Raw genomic sequence first — 16538 nt, 5'->3', positions numbered from 1 at the left:
GGGCATTTCTTTAAGTCGCGCTCATTCAATTGCGGTTGGATCGAATCGCAATTCGATACCCAGAAACAGAGCCCCTGTTTGATACTGTGCAGGAAGGCCCAATACCGCGCTGCCATGCGCTGCGCCGGCTCACAGCAGCACTCGCAGCGGGCGAGAAATGGACGCTCCGTTGTCGCCCCAGGCATGTCTGCAGGGGGCCATCGAGCCCAATGCGGCGCCGTGCCGAGCGGGGTACATAGCTGCCGCCGCCCTGCGTACCCCGCCGGTGGGGATCGGGAAAACCCGCCCTTGACCACTAATATATCAATCAATAAATTCTGATATATCAAAAGACGTGCCCGGATTCAGCAGCCTCCTGCCGGGTCGACACGTCAGACAAAAACCAGACGAGGAGACCCAATGGCAGCGCCCTTCCGTAACCGGCGGCGGCAGGCATCTGATGCCCGCGCCCCGCACAGTCCGTCGCGACGTGCCTTTCTTAGTTACGGCGGTGCCGTGGTCGGGGGCGCGCTGGTGAGCGCCTGTGGCGGCAGCTCCGACGACACCGCAGCACCGGTTGCCACCACGCCCACGGCGCCCGTTCAGGCAGACCCGATCTGGGGCACGAACGGCTTGGCCACCACCATCATTTCGTCGCTGAAGGGCGTGGCGCAGAGTGCATTCCCGGCAGTTGATTTCCAGGTCGAGGCGTATGGCGCGCAGCCGTGCAGCGTTGTCGCACAAACGAGCCCCTACACCGATCCGACCAAATCGCCGGTCAGCTCAGGCGCTGGCGCAACGCAGGCGCCTGGCGCATTCGATTCGCGCCCGGCGTTCCTGGCAGCCATTGCGGCATGCAACGCAGCAGGTGGCGGGCGCGTGGTGGTGCCGTCAGGCACGTGGTATTGCGCCGGGCCGATCGTGCTCCAGAGCAACGTCAACTTTCACCTCAGCGCCAACTGCACGATCTACTTCAGCGCCAATCCGGCGGACTACGCCAAGGACGGCCCCATCGATTGCGGCACCAACGGCAAGCTCTACTACAGCCGTTGGCAGGCCGACGATTGCCTGAATTACGGCTCGCCCATCTACGCACGCAACGCCAGCAACATCGCGCTGACGGGCGAAGGAGCGACTTCGGTGCTCAACGGCCAGGCCATGACACCGTTTGCCGGCACGGGCAACACCAGCACGTGCTGGTGGACCTTCAAGGGCACCAACGGCGCCTATGGCTGCGCTAGCTCGAGCACGCCGTCGCAGGCTTACAGCAACCCGAACAACGTCGACTTGCAGACCGCAGTGCCGGGCATCCCGAGCGCGCTTTACACGCTGCTCACCAATCCGGCGACGCCCTGGCAGCAAGACCAGAACTATCTGCCCGCGCTGTCAGAAGCCGGCGTGCCGGTGGAGAAGCGCATCTTCGGGCTCGGCCATTACCTGCGTCCATGCATGGTGGAGTTCATCGGCTGCACCAACGTGCTGATGGAGAACTACCGTACGGTCAACACGCCGTTCTGGCAGCACCATCCGGTGCACTGCACGAACGTGGTCATCCGTGGCGTAACGGTCGATAGCATCGGCCCCAACAACGACGGCTTCGACCCCGACGCCTGCAGCAACGTGCTGTGCGAAAACGTCACGTTCAACACGGGTGACGACTGCATCGCCATCAAGTCGGGCAAGAACCTCGACACCGGCTACGGCCCTGCGCAAGACCACGTCATCCAGAACTGCACGATGAACAGCGGCCACGGCGGCATCACGCTGGGCAGCGAAATGGGCGGCGGCGTACAGAACATCTATGCGCGCAACCTGGCGATGCTCAATCAGTTCTGGGCAACGAACTCTCTGAACATCGCCATCCGCATCAAGACGAACATGAACCGTGGCGGGTTCGTGAAGAATTTCTATGTCACCAACGTCAGCCTGCCCAACGGCGTGAACCTCACCGGTGCCGGCTACGGCAGCAAGATGCTGGCAGGCAGCCCGATCAACAGCACGGTGCCACTGGGCGTGGTGACGGCGGCCGCAGCAAACCCGTCCGCTTCGCAAGGCGGCCTGATCACGTTCGACTGCGACTACCAGCCTGCAGCCGATGCCATTCGTACGCGGCCGGCCCTCGTGCAGAACGTGAACATCTCCAACGTCACCGCCGGCAACGTCACCACTGGCGGCCTGACGGGCTCGTGCTTCCAGGCCATCGTTGCCCAGGGCCCCGTGGCTTTCGACTACAACGGCGCGCTGCCTGTGCCCACCGTTCCGCCCATCACGGGCGTGACGATCTCGAACTGCAACTTCGGCACGCCCACGGCGGCAGGCCCCGCAAGCGCCACCACGCCGGGGCCGATCTACGCCTACAACGTGCACGACATCACGCTGCAGAACGTCGTGATCGGTGGACAGACTTTCAACACCACCGTAACCGACGCCCGCTGAGCAACCCGCCTCCTTCGCGCTTGGCTGGTTCTGCTGGCCAGCGCCTTTTTATTCCGACCCTGCTGCCCATACATCCATCATGAAACGCCCTACCGCAATCGCTCGTACCTCCCTGCTGTTCGCCGCACTGCTGGCCGCCTTCGCAAGCGGCGCTGCGCAAGCGCGCACCTTCCGTGTAGCCGACGTGCACGGCGACACTTACCCGACCAACATGGCCGTCAAGTTCATGGGCGAGGAGATCAAAAAGGCCACCGACGGCAAAGACTCCGTCAAGGTGTTCGGCAACAGCGCGCTGGGCTCGGAGAAGGACACCATCGACCAGGTGCGTATCGGCGCGATCGACATGGTGCGTGCCAATGGCGCGGCCTTCAACGAGATCGTTCCCGAATCGGTCATTCCCTCCCTGCCTTTCCTGTTCCGCGACATCGACCATTTCCGCAAGGTGATGTACGGCCCGGTCGGCCAGAAGATTCTGGATTCGTTTGCCGCCAAGGGCTTCGTCGCCCTGACGTTCTATGAGAGCGGCGCGCGGTCGATCTACGCCAAGAAGGCCATCCACACGCCGGCCGACATGAAGGGCGTGAAGATCCGCGTGCAGCCGTCGGACCTGATGGTCGACGAGATCAAGGCCATGGGCGGCACGCCCACGCCGATGCCTTTCAGCGAGGTCTACACCGGCCTGAAGACGGGCCTGGTGGACGCGGCGGAAAACAACATCCCGTCGTATGAAGAAACCAAGCACTTTGAAGTCGCGCAGATCTACTCCGAAACGCAGCATGCGATGACGCCGGAAGTGCTCGTCTTCTCCAAGAAGATCTGGGACACGCTCACGCCGCAGGAGCAAGCCGCAATCCGCAAGGCTGCTGCCGACTCCGTGCCGTACTACGTCAAGCTCTGGACCGCGCGCGAGCAGGCCGCCACGGCAACCGTGACCAAGGGCAACGCCACCATCGTGCCGGCTTCGCAGGTTGACCGTGCCGCCTTCGTCAAGGCCATGCAGCCAATCTGGACGAAGTACGAAACCACGCCGCAGATGAAGGACATCGTCAACGCAATCGTGGCCACCAAGTAAGCCTGCATCACCGCTCAAGCGCGTGGCCTGCGACTTTCCCGCAGGCCACGCGCCGGGCAGGCCCCCGATGTACGCCGTTGGTACACCGGCCCCGCCTGCCCACCTCCGATACCGCGCTCCCCTCCAGGTTCAGCATGCAATCGATGTCTTTACTCAAACGCATCAACGATGCGTTTGCGCTCGTGCTCACGCTTGTGGCGGCGTCATGCCTGGCCACGCTGACCGTGCTTGTCTTCTACGGCGTGATCATGCGCTACGTCTTCAACAACGCGCCGGATTTTGTTGAACCCATCGCCCTGCTCATGGTGGTGGCCATTGCCATGTTCGGGGCCGCGCTCAAGGTACGCGAGGGCGGCCATATCGGCCTCGATTCCTTTGTTGAACGCCTGCCCGCAGGGGGCAAGCGCGCCGCGCACGTGCTGCAGAAGCTGTGCCTGATCGCCTTTGCCGTGGTGATCTTCATCGGCTGCCTGGAGATGGCCGAAACCACGTTCGGTGACCGCATTCCCATCCTCGGACTGCCTGAAGCCGTTCGCTATTGGATTCCTATCGTGGCGAGTGTCGCCATCGCCCTGTTCGCTCTCGAACGCCTGGTCGGGCTGTTCGCGCAAGACGCAAGTTAAGTCACCATGGATCTCGCCATTCTCTCCGTCAGTTTTCTGGCGTTTCTTTTGCTGGGCGTACCGGTTTCGTTCGCGCTCGGCCTGTCATGCGTGCTGACGTATCTGCACGAAGGCCTGCCGGCGGCCACCGCCATGCAGTCGATGATCTCGGGCATGAACGCGTTCTCGTTCCTGGCCGTACCGTTCTTCATCCTGTCGGGCGAGCTGATGCTGCACGGCGGCATTGCAGACCGCATCCTGCGCTTCGCGCAAACACTGGTGGGGCACTTCCGCGGTGGCCTGGGCATGGCCAACGTGGTGGCCTGCACGCTGTTCGGCGGCGTCTCGGGCTCGCCCACCGCCGACACGTCGGCCATGGGTGGCGTGGTAATTCCGCTGATGAAGCGCGAGGGCTACAGCGCCGCCTACGCCGTCAACGTGACCACGCATGCCTCGCTGGCCGGCGCGCTCATGCCGACCTCCACCAACATGATCATCTACGCCTTTGCAGCGCAGGGCATCGTGGGCTCGCTCAACGGCCAGCAGGTGAGCGGCGTGTCGATTGGCGACCTGCTGTTCTCGGGGCTGCTGCCGGTGCTTTGGGTCATGGGCTTCGTGCTGGTCGCCGCCTACTGGCAAGCCAAGCGCTACGGTTTCCCGCGCCGCGCCGACGGATCGACCGAGCTGCCGCCCTTCCCCGGCTGGTTTGCCGTGGCACGTGCCTTTGTGGGCGCAGTTCCGGGCCTGATGGTGATCGCGCTGATCCTGGTGTGCGTTGCCATGGGCATTGCCACCGCCACCGAAGCCGCCGCCATCGCAGTCGCCTATTCGCTGTGCCTGACGGTGCTCGTCTATCGCTCCATGACGTGGACCAAGTTCAGCCGTGCGCTGGCCCACGCCGCCAAGACCACGGGCGTGGTGCTACTGCTGATTGCCGTGTCGAACATGCTGCGTTTCCAGATGGCCTACCTGGAGATTCCGGACGCCATCGAGCAGATGCTCACGCAAACCAGCGCCGCACCGTGGCTGATGCTGCTCTACATCAACATCCTGCAGGTGTTCCTGGGCACGTTCGTCGACATGGCGGCGCACATCCTGATCACCACGCCGTTGTTCCTGCCCATGGCCATGCATTGCGGCGTCGGCCCCGTGCAGTTCGGGATCATGCTGCTGCTCAACTGCTCGCTGGGTCTGGTGCATCCGCCCATCGGCTCGGTGCAGTTTGTCGGCTGCGCCATCGGCGAAGTCTCCATTGGCGAGACCACCAAGATCGCCTGGCCCTACTACCTCGCCATCTTCACCGCCATCAACGTGGTGACGTACATGCCGTTCTTCTCGACCTGGCTGCCGAGCGTAATCAACGGGCACCCGGTGTACTGAGGCAACCCAACGAATAACCAACATGCAGCCACGGCTGCGAACATCAAGGAAGGAGTCATCATGAAGAGCCAAGTAGCAATCGCGGCAGCGATCGCACTCACGGGAGGCATCGCCGGATCAGCGTACGCGCAAAGCAGCGTCACGCTGTACGGCAACATCGACGTGTCGGTCGGGTATCAGAGCAACCAGACCTCGGTCGGCTCCACGTCGAACGGCCATTCGGTCGTCAAGCAGAACAGCGGCATCTGGTCGGGCAGCCGCTTCGGCTTCAAGGGCAACGAAGACCTGGGCGGCGGCAACAGCGCGCAGTTCGTGCTCGAAGAAGGCTTTAACGGCGACACGGGCTCGCAATCGGTCTCGGGGCTGATGTTCAACCGTCAGGCCTTCGTGGGTCTGGCCAACCGCGAGCTGGGCACCGTCACGCTGGGCCGCCAGTACACGGCGTACTTTTCGATCCTGGCCCCGTACAGCCCGATCAACTGGCTGACTGGCTTCTACGGTGCGCACCCGGGCGATATCGACTCGCTCGACACCAACTACCGCGTCAACAACTCCGTGGTCTATACCTCGCCCACACTGGGCGGCGTGACCTTCAGCGGCTCCTACGGCATGGGCGAGACGCCGGGCAGCGTGGGTAACGGTTCCACCTGGAGCTTTGCCGCGCGCTATGCCAATGGCCCGATCGGCGTGGGCGCCGGCTTCATGCGCGTGAACAACTCGACGGTGGGCGGCGGCGCCTGGGGCGCGAACTCAGCGCTGTCCAACAACGGCAGCCAGCCGGCCGTGTCGGCCATCAACGCCGGCTACCAACTGGCGGCGGCGCAACAGCGCTTTGCCGTGCTCGGTTCGTACACCTTCTCACCGGCATGGGACGTGTCGGTGTCGTACTCCAACGTGCAGTACGTCCCGGGCGTGAACTCCAAGTTCGCCAGCGAGGCGATCTTCAATACCGGCGGCGCCGTCCTGCACTACAAGGCCACCCCGACGCTGGACCTGGCCGCCGGCTATTCGTACACGCGCGCCACCAAGGCCAACGGCATTGCCGACGCGGCGACGTATCACCAGTTCAACCTGTCGCAGTACTACAGCTTCTCCAAGCGCACGGGCGTGTACCTGCTGGAGGCGTATCAGAAAGCAAAGGGTAAGACGATCTCGCCCACGGGCGGCATCATCGATGCCACGGCGTCCATCGGCGATGGCCAGAACGGCGCGCCTTCGGCAACCGGGTCGCAACTTACCGTGGCTGTCGGCATGATTCACCGGTTCTGACCGGTTTAAACGCCGGTCACGGCGTCCGCCCGGACGCTGTGACCGGGTTCACCTCAGTTCAAGTGCGCGGAGTTTGCCGCTATCATGGTGCCCGCGCTGCCCTTGGTCTCTGACCGCATCGACACCTCAGGCCGCGCCGTTGCGATCCCTTCCACTTCCCCCCGAACTCGTTGCGAGCTGTATGACTTCGCGCCCTTTCCCCTCGCCCCCTGAGGACGAGGCCACCATGACCGCCGCCCGACGCGTGTATCTGAAGCTGCGCGAGCGGATTGTCGAGATGGAACTGCTACCCGGAACGCGCATCGTCGAGAAGGATCTCGCAGAAGAATTTGGTACCAGCCGTACCCCCGTTCACGAGGCCGTCCAGCGGTTGGCCGAGGAAGGGCTGATCGACGTCCAGGCGCGCGTCGGGACGTTCGTGTCGCGCATTCCGCTCAATACGCTGGAAGAAGCCATGCTCGTGCGCGGCGCGCTGGAAGTCGCCATCATCGAGAAGGCTGCCGAGCGCATGACGCCCGAAGGCATCCACAAGCTGAACGTCGTGCTCGAACGGCAGGCGCAATGCGTGCGCGAGAGCAACCGGCGCGGCTTCTTCCGCACCGACGAAGCCTTTCACGCCACGCTGGCCGAGCTGTCCGGCTACCCCGGCGTCTGGCAGATCATCCTGGAAGTCAAAACACAGATCGACCGCTACCGGCTGCTGACGCTCCCGCTGGAGGGCCGCATGACCGAGGTCCTGGCCGAGCACCGCGCGGTGATCGACGCCCTCGCTTCCAACAATCCGAAACGCGCCGTGCGCGCCATGCGTGAGCACCTGGATCATGTGCTGCCGGTGTTGGAAATTACCCGCCGGCTGCGCCCGGAGTATTTCACCATCTAGGCAGGTTCGGGCAAGTGGCCGCTTCAGGCTGGCGCGGCCGCTTGATCAACCGCGTCGAAGCACGGCCCTCGCCATTCCGCACCGCCGCGATCGGCTCCAACGCAGACGCGTGAGACGCCGGGAATCTACATTCCCGAATTATTCTGCTGGATTCACCTTTCGTTCGACCTTGGCTCGCTGTTAATCCTCGATTCACATGCGCAGTGGATCATGTCGGACCGACTTGCTCTCTCCCATGCAACGCCACTCCATGCCGAATTCCACTTCCGTGAATCCTTTGCCGAGCACCTTGCGTAGTGCCGTGTTGGCACTCAGCCTGGCACTCTCGTTGCCAGTGTTGGCGCAAACGAACGACCTGCGTGTGGCCTCCGATGTAAAGGACATCCGCATCAAGACGCTGAACGTGCTGCCCAAGGCTACTGGCAGCCAGAGCGACCGCGCTGACTGCCCACAGGCCGTCATGAAGCCGGCGTCGGCCGCCGCCAAGCAGGTGGCGGCACAAGGCTGGGCGGTCATGGCCGATGTGCCGCTTGGCTCGGCATCTTCGGGCACGTATCGCGCCATCAGTTTTGCGGGCCGTCTGGAGGCCGGTACCAGCGCGACCTGCAGCATCACGCAAGGCAACGTGGCTGTGTTCGACAACGACAAGCTCGTCGCGCTGGCCTACGGAAAATCCGCCGAAGACACCGCCATCGGCACCCTTACCGCGCTCGAAGGCGGCGCCGTGCGCGTGTGGGACGGCGACATGGTTACTTCTCCGGTCGGTGACTTGCGTGTCGACGCTGATGGCACGGTCCGCCTGAGCAAAGTTGCCGACGAAGATGCCGTCTGCCACGGCCGCGCCAAGGTACCGACCATCTACGGCATGCCGATCGACAAGGCCCGCAAGGCACTCGCCGCCAAGGGCTGGAAGCCTGTACGAGGCGGCCCCAACGGCGAGCCCCGCCAGAGCGCCCTCGTCAAGCAGGGTCTGGTAGAAACCGAGAACTGTGCGGGTACGGGCCTCGCCTACTGCGACTTCAGCTACACCGGCCCCGCTGGCAAGCTGACCGTCACCACCGCGGGTGAGGACGACCTGCCGCACGTTGTCGACTACGAGGTCAAATGCCGTTGATTGGCTGAGGGGCGCCTTCAGGCGTCACTTCGTTACATGTTGTTACACTTTTGGTTGCCGGGTCTGTCGATTGCGCCCACGCTTCATTCGACGTGCAAGTAGAGGCGCGAACATCATGCGTCGCCTCCAACCCAACGCACCTAAGGAGAAACACCATGCGATTCATGATTCTGCGACTGGCCGACAAAGACACCGAAGCCTCCGTCATGCCGAGCGAAGAACTGCTCACTGCCATGGGCAAGTACATGGAAGACTTGGCCAAGGCAGGCGTGCTGCTCGGCGGCGAAGGGCTACACCCCAGCTCGCGCGGCGCACGCGTGGAATTCAAGAATGGCAAGCCAACCGTGATCGATGGCCCGTTTGCCGAGGCGAAGGAGCTGATCGCCGGCTACACCATGTTGCAGGTCAAGTCGGAAGAAGAAGCACTGGAGTGGGTCAAGCGCTGGCCGGCACTCGATGCCGGCGGCAACGTGCGCCTGGAAATCCGCCGCGTGTTTGAAGCGGAAGATTTTGGTGCGGAGTTCACACCCGAGGCCCGCGAGCGCGAAGAACGCCTGCGCGCAGAACTGGCAGCCAAGCAGCAATAAACGGCGCCGTCATGGCCGATTCGTCGCCGGATACGCTCGCCATCCATCGCACGATCGACGCGGTGTGGCGCATCGAATCGGCCAGGATCATTGCCGGGCTTGCCCGCCTGCTGCGCGACGTGGGGCTGGCCGAAGAGCTGGCGCAGGATGCGCTGGTCGCGGCGCTGGAACAATGGCCCGCATCGGGTATCCCCGACAACCCGGCCGCGTGGCTTACGGCCACCGCCAAACACCGGGCCATTGACCGGCTGCGCCATCACACGCTGGCGGAGCAAAAACATGCGCTGCTGGCCATCGAGCTGGAGATCGAACAGGAGCTTGCCCAGGCCGATGCCGAAACAGCGCGCGACGAGCCCATCGGCGACGATCTGCTGCGGCTAGTCTTCATTTCTTGCCATCCGGTACTGCCGCACGAAGGCCGCGTGGCCCTGACGCTGCGATTGCTTGGCGGACTGACCACACACGAGATCGCCCGCGCCTTTCTGGTGCCGGAGCCCACGGTGGCGCAGCGCATTGTGCGCGCCAAGAAGACGCTCTCTGCAGCACACGTGCCGTTCGAGTTGCCCGAGCCGGATGCGTTGCCCGAGCGGCTTTCAGCCGTGCTACAGGTGATCTATCTCGTCTTCAACGAAGGCTACGCCGCCACCGCGGGTGACGACTGGACGCGCCCCACACTATGTGAAGAAGCGCAGCGCCTGGGCCGCATCCTGGCGGGGCTCATGCCGGGCGAGCCGGAAGTGCTTGGCCTGCTCGCGCTGATGGAGCTTCAGGCCTCGCGCCTGCATGCACGCGTAGGCCCCGGCGGCCGGCCCATCCTGCTCATGGAGCAGGACCGCAGCCGTTGGGACTACCTGCTTATCCAGCGTGGCTTTGCGGCGCTGGCACAAGCAGAAGCCTGCGGGCGCGGGCTCGGCCCGTATGGGCTCCAGGCGGCCATTGCGGCATGTCATGCAAGCGCACGCACCGCCGAACAAACCGACTGGACGCGCATTGCCGCGCTGTACGACGCACTGGCGCAACTCACGCCCTCGCCCATCGTCGAACTGAACCGCGCCGTGGCGGTGGCCATGGCTTACGGCCCGCAAGCGGGGCTTGAGATTGTCGATTCGCTGCTGGCCGAACCCGCGCTGCGCGGCTATCACCTGTTGCCCAGCGTGCGCGCCGATTTTCTTGCGCGCCTCAACCGCCCGGAGGAGGCACGCGTGGAGTACGAACGCGCAGCGGCGCTTGCACACAATCGGCAAGAACGCGCGCTTTTGCTGGAGCGCGCAGCCAAGTGCACCGCCCCGTAGTAACGCTGTGGCACGCCGCTTGCTACGGAGATTTGCTTATCGATAACGCGACGGCGGCGGAACCTTGATTGCGCCGTGGTCGTCCATCCTGCGTGAACCGTTCTTCGTCTTCCCTTCTCAGCATTCAGGCACTGCGGGGCTTTGCCGCGCTGTATGTGGTGGTGTACCACTCCGGGCTCGCCCTGGCCCATGCCGACATCCCTGCCCTTGCGTGGCTAACCACGCATGTGATCAAGCGCGGGCATGTGGGTGTGGATGTGTTCTTCGTCATCAGCGGTTTCATCATTGCGTGGGTCGCCATTCTTGGCCCGAAGGGGCCTGAACCGGCCGGCGAATTTCTCGTCAAGCGTGCGTTCCGGCTTGCGCCACCTTACTGGTTGATGTCGGTGCTGCATTCCACGTGGCTCAACCCTGTGTCTGCCGGCGTGCTGCTCACCTCGCTCGCGTTTGCGCCGCAGGCGAACGTGGATGCGCCGTACTTCGGGTATCCGGCGCTGTATGTGGGCTGGTCGCTCAACTACGAGGTGTTCTTCTATGGGCTGTGCGCGGTCGGGCTGGCGCTATTCGGCCGGCGTGCGCTTGGGCTGGTGGCACTGGCGCTGTTCACGAGCACGATCATCGTGCCGTTCTGGCACAGCGGCGTCGTGCAGCGCAACCCGGAAGCGCTGTATGACTGGGCCACACCGCTTCAGGCCATGGCAGCCAATCCGCTTGTGCTGGAGTTTCTCCTAGGCGCGGGGCTGGCGTGGCTGTATGCAGCGCATCGGCATCGTCTCACCCCGGCCTTCGCGCGGGTGCTGCTGGCGGTGGGCGTGGCGACGTTCGTGATATCAGTCGTTGGCCCTGTTCCCAAGTTCGATCTGCTCGCCCGCGGGCTGCCCGCAGGCGCGTTGCTGATCGGCATGGTGGCCATGGAACACTGCGGCGAGCTTCGCGTGCCGCGCGTTGCTGTCTGGCTGGGTGAGCTGTCGTATGCGCTCTACCTCGTGCACCCCAGCGTGATCGAAGCCACGCACCGCCTGGTGGGCAGGCTGGCGCCAGAGTGGATCGGCACGCAACTGATGCTGTTTGCCGTCAACCTTGCGTTGACGCTAGTGTTGGCCATGTTGCTGCATCGCTATGTCGAGCGACCGTCCATCGCCCTGGGCCGCCGCGCCGTCGACTGGACGCGCAACCGTCGACACGGCTCGCGTACGCACCTGGGTCAACAAGAATCTTGAGCAGCGACGCCTCTCCACCGCCTGCGCCGCGTAACGCGATACCGATGCCGCTACCTGCTCTCCTCAAACTGTCACGCTGAACATCAACGCCTGGATCTTGCCGTCGACCGGGCCGGCGCCAAACTGCGCCGTCAATGCATCGGTACATACGTCGGTGGCGTCGGCCAGTGCCTCGGGGCCGAATGCCTCCAGCTCGCCGCGCACCGGCGTGCCCTGGCAGTACGCAATAGCGACCGCGCGCGCCGAGTCTGCCCGGCTGCGCGCTGGGACAACGTCGTATATGACCTCTGCGGTAAAGCCGCCCGCGCGCGCATCGGCTTGAATCGGCGTCGGGTCGTAATGGCCATGCGGCGTACGCGCCAGAAACATCGGCGGATTCTCGGGAAAGCGTTTCGCCAGCGCCTTCGTCACCACATTTGCAAAGTCGTTGTCTTCAATCCGGCCCCACACGCTCAAGAGCAGCTTGCCGCCCGGTGTCAGCACACGACGCGCCTCCGCAAAGGCCCTGGGCCGGTCGGGGAAGAACATCGCGCCAAACTGGCAGATCACCACATCGAAAGAGCCATCGGCAAACGGCAGTTGCTGGGCGTCGGCCTGCTGCCATGTCACGGGCCGGTCTGTGCCCACGGCGGCCGCGCGATCGAGCATCGGCGGGTTCAGGTCGGTCGCGACAATCTCGGTGGTTGCAGGCAGCGCACGCGCCAGCGCGCGCGTCACGGCTCCGGTCCCCGCCGCAACTTCCAGTACGCGCTGCGGCTCACATGCCGCCGCCCGTGCAGCCATGTCCACCGCATAAGGCTCGAAGATCAACGGAACCAGCAGCGTGTCGTACAACTCGGGAATGGAGCCGGAGAAGACCTGATCGGTGCCATGCGCAGCCATCGTTCACCACCTTTGCCCGAGGGAGGGTCGAGCATGAATCGTTATAGCCCGGAACTGCGCGGCGGGCACTCCGCCAAGTCGACTAGATGACATGCCTGCCAAGGCATGAAGGATCGGCAAGGCGCGGGACTATCCACGTTTTCTGGCGGCCGCCCCCGCCTGACGCGGCATGCGGCCCAACGCCGGCTTGAGCACCGGTGCGTGGTCGCCGAGGAAGTCCCACAGCCGATTGGCGACCGGCCCGTGCGGCTGATCCCGCCGCCGCGCAACCGCCAGCTCCTGCACCATGCCAGGAAAATGCCGCCCTGCAATCGACAGCAACGTCCCCTCGCGCAATTCCGCATCGATCAGGAAACGCGGCAAATGCCCCCACGCCATGCCGTGGAGGATCAGCTCTTTCTTCATCAATTGATCTGGCACGGCACACTGCGGCGCCCCTTCGATGACGTAGTAGGATTGCTCCGGCGGGTTCCGTGCCGAGTCGTTGATGACGCACTGCATGAAGCGCTGCATCTGCTGCGGCGTAATGGATGACGTGATCGGGAACGGCAGAAAACCCGGCGCCACCACCGGCACCATGGCGATCTTGCCCAGGTCGATCCATTCCATGCGCACGTCGCCCTTTGGCACGCGGTGGACGATCAGGTCGGTGTCGTCTTCCAGTAAGCGCTCCCACGGTCCGGTGACGGCTTCAAACTGCAATTGCAGGCGCGTCTGCGGGCACTGGCCGAAGAACTGGCTGAGCAATGCCAGCACGGGCTGCAGCGGGCACAGGTCACCCAGCACCACGCGCAATTCGGCTTCTTCGCCCATCGCTAGCTGCTTTGCGTGGGTTCGCAGTTCATCACTCTCGCGCAGCACGGACTGCACCTTGCGATGAAACGACCGCCCCGCTTCCGTCAAGCGCACGCGATAGCCGCTGCGGTCCAGCAGGCTCAAACCCACCTGCCCCTCCAGCTTGGCGACAGCCGCAAACACCGAGGGGTGCGAGCGATGCAGCCGGTCAGCGGCCGCCTGAAAACTACCGCCGGTCACCACCGCATCGAAGCACTGCAGCTCGTGGAGCGTGAAGTTCTGCATTGTCGGCAAAACCTACAAAGTTCGTCATAACTTCATAGTATCCACGAATCTCATCGGCTCCTAGGATGACGGCATCCCAACCGTTTCAACTGTCTTTCTCAGGAGCCCATCATGACCACCCGCAACGACCTTTCCTTCATCACCACCGGTGACGGCACGCGCATCGCCTATCGCTTTGACGGCGCGGCGGACAAGCCCGTCCTGCTGCTGTCCAACTCCATCGGCACCGACCTGCACATGTGGGACGTGAGCGTGCCGCGCCTGGCCGAGCACTTTCACGTGCTGCGCTACGACGCGCGCGGCCATGGCGCCTCGGATGCCCCCGCTGGGGCTTACTCGATGGATCGGCTTGGGCGTGACGTTGTGGAGCTGCTTGATGCGCTGGGCATCCAGCGCGTGCATATGCTGGGGCTGTCGCTGGGCGGCATCGTGGCGCAATGGCTGGCGATTCATGTGCCGGAGCGCATCGACCGGCTGATCCTTTCCAACACCGCTGCGCACATCGGCCCGACGCAGTATTTCGACCAGGCCATTGCAGAGCTTCAGCAGGCGCCCGACATGCAGACAACGACCGAAACATTCCTGCGCAACTGGTTTCCAGCACCCATGCTGGAGGCACGCGACCCAGCCGTTGAGCCCTTCCGCCGCACGCTGCTGACGACACCGCGCGAGGGCATCATCGGCGGGTGGACGGCCGTGCGCGATGCCGACCTGCGCCGCACGATCACGCTGATCACGCCTCCGACGCTCGTCATTGCCGGCCAGCACGACACCGTGACGTCTGCCCGCCACGGCGAGGACATTGCCGCCGCCATTCCGGGCGCCCAACTGCGCTTGCTCGACACCGTGCACCTCGCCAACGTGGAGCTGCCGGACGCGTTCCTTGAAGTCGTGCTGGATTTCCTGGGCGTGCACGAGACCGTCTGACGCGTCAATGCAGCATCGACACGCGGCAACCCAGCCGGTTAACATGGCGGCCATCCAACCGATGTGCCGCCAGCCATGTCCCGCGTCAAGAACGAAGACGAATTCGAGCTACGCCGCGAAAGCGTGCTCGACACCGCCGCCGAAGCCTTTGCGGCCGACAGCTACCCGAGCGTGTCGATGAACCAGCTTGCCGCTGCGTGCGGCGGCTCCAAATCGCGCCTGTATCACTACTACGAAGGCAAGGAAGCCATCCTGTTCGACCTGCTCGACCGCTACACGCGCCGGCTGGCCGATCTGGTTGAACGCGCCGAGAGCGACGCGCGGCATGCCAAGCTTTCGGCGCGCGCCACGCTGCATCTGCTGGTCCGTACGTTCCTGGCCGAATACGCCACTTCGCGCACCCGGCATGTAGCTTTGCTCAATGACGTGAAATACCTGGCGCCGGAGCAGCGCGACATCGTGCTCGCACGCGAGCGGAACGTGGTGGCGGCCGTGGGCCGGCAACTTGGCGCGGCCTACCCGGACAAGGTGGATGAAGCCAACCGCACGCCCATCACGATGATGCTGTTCGGCATGATGAACTGGACGTTCACTTGGCTCAAACCTGACGGGCCGCTCTCGTACGAAGGCTATGCGGAAATGGTGATCGACATGCTGGAGAACGGGCTGAGCGGCTCAGGCGCCAGAAAAGGTTGACGTTTACCGCTCGTCATAGCTGACCACCACGCGCTGCGAGAGCGGCCGCGCCTGGCAGGTCAGCACAAACCCCTGCTGGATTTCCCAGTCTTCCAGGGTGAAGTTCTTGTCCATCTCCACACGGCCTTCCAGCACCTTGGCACGGCACGTACAGCACACACCGCCCTTGCACGCATAGGGTAGATCGAGCCCCGCGTTCAACGCACTGTCGAGCACCTTGGCGTCCCCCGCCATGGGCACTTCGTGCGATTTGCCGTCGAGCACCACCGTGAGCGCCACGTCGCCGGCCACTGCGGCATGCCTGCGCGGCTTGGCCGCTGCCGTCGCATCGCCCACCGGCACGCCAAAGCGCTCTGCGTGCACGCGATCGCGCGGCACACCGCGCTCGAGCAGCGCCGCCTCCACCGCGTCGATCATCGTCGACGGGCCACAGATGAAGGCTGCATCAATATCGTCAGGCGGGATCAGCGTGTCTAGAAAATCCCGCACCTTCGCACCGTCCAGCCGCCCGTTGAACAGCGCAATCTCCTGCGCCTGGCGCGACAACACGTGATACAGCGCGAAGCGATCGAGGTAGCGGTCCTTCAGGTCTTCGAGCGCTTCGCCAAAGATGATGCTGTCGACGCTGCGGTTGCCGTAGACCAGCGTGAAGCGGCTCTGCGGCTCGGCCGCCAGCGTCGTCTTGATGAGCGAAAGGATGGGCGTGATGCCGCTGCCGGCTGCAAAGGCCACATAGTGGCGTGCGCTTTCCGCGGCCAGCGGCACGTAAAACCGGCCGTCTGGCGGCAGCACATCGAGCGTCTGGCCTACGCGGATGCGGTCGTGCAGGTGATTGGAGAAGACCCCGGCATCGACACGCTTGACCGCCACACGCAGTTCGCCGTGCGCGTCGTAGTCCTGTACGGCGCAGCAGATGGAATACGAGCGCCGCAGTTCTTCCTGTCCGGGCAGTTGACCAGACGGCACGCGCAACGTCAGAAACTGGCCTTGCGTAAAGCGGTATGCGTCACGCAGGTCGTTCGGCACGTCAAAGCGCACGGAAATCGTATCGGCCGTTTCGCCGCGCACTTCGGCAACGCGCAAGGGATGGAATTGCGGAGTCATGGCGGTTGCGCTCAGGGG

Annotated in this window: 15 protein-coding genes; 12 read left to right on the top strand and 3 right to left on the bottom strand. The window is 64.0% G+C overall.

Translation table 11 applies throughout. The features are described 5' to 3' along the window. Positions 1–399 precede the first annotated feature (399 nt). The 10 genes from NKG59_RS22675 to NKG59_RS22630 all read left to right on the top strand — a co-directional run bounded on the left by NKG59_RS22675 (position 400) and on the right by NKG59_RS22630 (position 11831). The gene (locus NKG59_RS22675) at positions 400–2415 is read left to right on the top strand and encodes a glycoside hydrolase family 28 protein (RefSeq protein WP_253541705.1); all 2016 of its coding nucleotides are present in this window, start codon (positions 400–402) and stop codon (positions 2413–2415) included. A 79-nt stretch (positions 2416–2494) separates the two neighbouring features. Beyond that, positions 2495–3487, top strand: a complete 993-nt coding sequence (locus NKG59_RS22670; RefSeq protein ID WP_253541702.1) for a TRAP transporter substrate-binding protein — start codon at positions 2495–2497, stop codon at positions 3485–3487. Between the two features lie 134 nt (positions 3488–3621). Beyond that, positions 3622–4110 carry a TRAP transporter small permease gene (locus tag NKG59_RS22665; RefSeq protein ID WP_045203351.1) on the top strand — a complete coding sequence of 163 codons (489 nt, stop codon included), beginning with the start codon at positions 3622–3624 and terminating at the stop codon, positions 4108–4110. A gap of 6 nt (positions 4111–4116) precedes the next feature. Then, the gene (locus NKG59_RS22660) at positions 4117–5469 is read left to right on the top strand and encodes a TRAP transporter large permease (RefSeq protein WP_253541699.1); all 1353 of its coding nucleotides are present in this window, start codon (positions 4117–4119) and stop codon (positions 5467–5469) included. A gap of 60 nt (positions 5470–5529) precedes the next feature. Next, entirely contained in the window at positions 5530–6738 is a 1209-nt protein-coding gene (locus tag NKG59_RS22655) for a porin (protein ID WP_253541696.1), read from the top strand. Between the two features lie 226 nt (positions 6739–6964). Further along, entirely contained in the window at positions 6965–7618 is a 654-nt protein-coding gene (locus NKG59_RS22650) for a GntR family transcriptional regulator (protein WP_024979306.1), read from the top strand. Between the two features lie 250 nt (positions 7619–7868). Continuing rightward, positions 7869–8732, top strand: a complete 864-nt coding sequence (locus NKG59_RS22645) for a hypothetical protein (RefSeq protein WP_253541693.1) — start codon at positions 7869–7871, stop codon at positions 8730–8732. Between the two features lie 155 nt (positions 8733–8887). Further along, the gene (locus NKG59_RS22640; protein ID WP_045203354.1) at positions 8888–9319 is read left to right on the top strand and encodes a YciI family protein; all 432 of its coding nucleotides are present in this window, start codon (positions 8888–8890) and stop codon (positions 9317–9319) included. Between the two features lie 11 nt (positions 9320–9330). Continuing rightward, on the top strand, positions 9331–10611 hold the full coding sequence (locus NKG59_RS22635; RefSeq protein ID WP_253541691.1) for an RNA polymerase sigma factor: 1281 nt from the start codon (positions 9331–9333) through the stop codon (positions 10609–10611). A gap of 92 nt (positions 10612–10703) precedes the next feature. After that, positions 10704–11831: an acyltransferase family protein gene (locus NKG59_RS22630; protein ID WP_253541688.1), complete on the top strand. Its 1128-nt coding sequence runs from the start codon at positions 10704–10706 to the stop codon at positions 11829–11831. Between the two features lie 63 nt (positions 11832–11894). Here the strand turns inward: NKG59_RS22630 and NKG59_RS22625 are convergent, their stop codons facing one another. Both NKG59_RS22625 and NKG59_RS22620 read right to left on the bottom strand, forming a co-directional pair. Further along, positions 11895–12713 carry a class I SAM-dependent methyltransferase gene (locus tag NKG59_RS22625; protein ID WP_253541685.1) on the bottom strand — a complete coding sequence of 273 codons (819 nt, stop codon included), beginning with the start codon at positions 12711–12713 and terminating at the stop codon, positions 11895–11897. Positions 12714–12842: 129 nt separating this feature from the next. Continuing rightward, complete coding sequence (locus NKG59_RS22620) at positions 12843–13793, bottom strand: LysR family transcriptional regulator (RefSeq protein ID WP_253541682.1); 951 nt, start codon at positions 13791–13793, stop codon at positions 12843–12845. Between the two features lie 111 nt (positions 13794–13904). Between NKG59_RS22620 and pcaD the strand changes: the two genes are divergently transcribed. Both pcaD and NKG59_RS22610 read left to right on the top strand, forming a co-directional pair. Next, the gene (gene pcaD, locus NKG59_RS22615) at positions 13905–14720 is read left to right on the top strand and encodes a 3-oxoadipate enol-lactonase (protein WP_253541679.1); all 816 of its coding nucleotides are present in this window, start codon (positions 13905–13907) and stop codon (positions 14718–14720) included. A gap of 75 nt (positions 14721–14795) precedes the next feature. After that, complete coding sequence (locus tag NKG59_RS22610) at positions 14796–15416, top strand: TetR/AcrR family transcriptional regulator (RefSeq protein ID WP_253541676.1); 621 nt, start codon at positions 14796–14798, stop codon at positions 15414–15416. 3 nt (positions 15417–15419) lie between these two features. On the opposite strand, the gene paaE is transcribed toward NKG59_RS22610, so the two are convergent. Further along, complete coding sequence (paaE, locus tag NKG59_RS22605; RefSeq protein WP_253541673.1) at positions 15420–16520, bottom strand: 1,2-phenylacetyl-CoA epoxidase subunit PaaE; 1101 nt, start codon at positions 16518–16520, stop codon at positions 15420–15422. Between the last annotated feature and the right edge of the window lie 18 nt (positions 16521–16538).

It is taken from the genome of Ralstonia chuxiongensis (assembly GCF_024158925.1).
Taxonomy (GTDB): Bacteria; Pseudomonadota; Gammaproteobacteria; order Burkholderiales; family Burkholderiaceae; genus Ralstonia; species Ralstonia chuxiongensis.
Note: the sequence above shows the minus strand (reverse complement) of the source record. Positions and strands in the feature narration are given on the sequence as shown.